General features: G+C 40.5%; 2 protein-coding genes. Both read right to left on the reverse strand.

Features of this window, described 5'->3' with window-relative positions; translation table 11 throughout:
• Positions 1 to 1,575: Ig-like domain-containing protein (locus AC6F75_RS08320; protein ID WP_500714542.1), on the reverse strand; the 1,575-nt coding region annotated here is incomplete at its 3' end.
• Between the two features lie 396 nt (positions 1,576 to 1,971).
• On the reverse strand, positions 1,972 to 2,347 hold a 376-nt coding region (locus tag AC6F75_RS08325), incomplete at its 5' end, for a type IX secretion system membrane protein PorP/SprF (RefSeq protein ID WP_500714543.1).

The following is a 2,347-nucleotide window of genomic DNA, read 5'->3' on the forward strand; positions in this document are numbered from 1 at the left end:
GGGAGCCCCTGAATATGTATTTCCGTAATTGGAAGTATTGTTATTGGTATCGATATAAGGAAGTGCGGCAGGAACAATAATGTCACCATCCTGTGTAACTGTTGCATCTACTGCTACTCGGGGAGACTCACAAAGCACATCCCCCTGGCTTATTGTCCAGTTATAAAAATAGTAATAGACCTGACTGATCCCACCAATATATCCGGAAGTTACTTGGCCGGCTGTACCCAATGGAAAAGGAAATGCATTTGGCGCAACGTCACGAATCATACTCGGACCACTGATGGCTACAAGCCTGTAATCCCCGGGGGTAATTACATAGTTTAACGTTACAGTAAAAGGTACAGGGCTGGTAGTAGTTCCACCTCCGGGCACGTTTACAGTTGTGGTTTCCAGCATGGTGCCAGATGCAGTTTGAAGTTCAACTACCATAGAACCTCCTGCAGCGGCAGAGAACACTTCCACATCGACCAAAGTAAAATTTTGAGTAGCCGTAAACAACAGGCCATAGGTAAAAGCAGTTGTTGCAGCACTTCCTGTGGGCGCGAGTTTTGCTTGACCGGAATATGTAGCTCCGGAAGTAAGGACCTCGGTAGCCCAATATGAGGTTGTCGTTGTTATTACAGGCGTAATAAATGTTGGTCCGGTGCCTAGTAAGTTACCGGCAAAAGATGCATCATACCAATAGATATCGCTACCCGTACCACTTGATTGGGCACTTAGAGTAGTAGAGCCTTTACAAACAACTGTTCCACCGGTTGTATTAGTGATTTCAAGGGTAAAGTTGCTACAGTCGGCTGAGGTTTGAAAATTCAGTGGGCCTGACCAAGCACTAAGATCGCCACCACCACAGTCTGACCGCACATAAACATCATATTTAGTCAATTCAAGAAGACCTGTAATAAGATGAGGGTTAGTGGTGGTATTTACAACAGTTCCCGTGCCTTGCGTAAAACCTTCAGGGCCGTATTCAATCACCCAGGCTGTAGCTGTGCCAAGTTCTGTCCAAGAGACCTCTGCCTCTGTATTAGTAAGGTTTGTTAAAACAATGTCCTGCGGCGGGATACAAGAAGGTGCCAGTTGATAATGCACAGTAATTTCCCAGCTGTTGTTGTCCACCTTATTGTATTGAGTGTCACACAATGTTCCTCCCCAAGTTCGCCAGGCACGCATTTCAAATATAAGATTGGTACCCCCTGCATAATAAGCATTTGCAAGAGCAATGTTATTTCTGGTATAGGAAAATGTTCCTTCAGAAATACCGGTTCCTGAAGCTACACTTGCTTCCTGAGTTCCGTTATTCTGAAAATGAATCTGTGATCTTTGTTCTGACATCCAGGCTCCATTTGCTGCAGTCATATCATATTCCACATCAAAACCTGTAACCTCCCAGGGGCCTCCCGCAGGAAGTGCTAAGGACAGCGTTGTTAACGGCCCGGTACACGTGTTGTCAAATGCATTATAACTTGTGGGGATATCCCCAGCTGTATACGTTTCTGTAATTGTTTGTGCCTGTATGTTATAAGAAAACAACAGTAAAACAAACATGAGTAGGCAATAGTAATTTTTTTTCATCTGTTCTTTGTAATTTGTTTTAATGGATTAGGCCTGCTTTTACGATCAAGTGTAATGCCCTAAGGACATTACTATTGGATTGTCCCTATAGTTTTTTGGAACGTTCATAGGCATTTTTATAATGTAAAATTAGTCCCCGTTAATTTTTTATTCTGCAATTTCAAATATAACTTTTTTTTAACAATCTTTTACAACTTCTTAAATATAAAAAAGTTAAAATTTCAGTTGTGTCAGACAATACCTTAAAAAAAGCACAGGATTGCAATTGTTGTGTTTTCCACTTGATATGTTTCTTGCTTTTTACGAATAAACCGAAGTTGTTCAAATGAAAAAAACCGCTTGGAATTTTTATTCTAAGCGGTTTTTGAAACCAATGTTTAATTTTATAAAAGCCGTTTAATTATTTATAGCCGGACAATTACAATTATAGGGTGTCCTTCTTTCCAGGAAGTTATATCCCAATGTAATTTGGTGGTAACCTCCATTGTCAAACCTTACATTTCCTATCTGATAAGAGTATGTATATGCAAAAATAAATTTCTTATAGTTTAAACCTATAACCGGGGAGATGTATTGTAACTTTTGGCTGGAAGTGTTGGCTCCTTCCATAAATTCAGCACCATCAAGACTCCTTCTGTATGAAATTCCTCCCCACAAACTTCCAAAATCCATGGCCCGATAGGCTTTAAAGTTTGCGTCAAATCCCGCTTCATTTGTTCTTTCATAAAACTGAAACAAAAATGAGGGTTCATAGGACCAATCTGAATTAAAA

Source organism: Planktosalinus sp., from assembly GCF_059864935.1.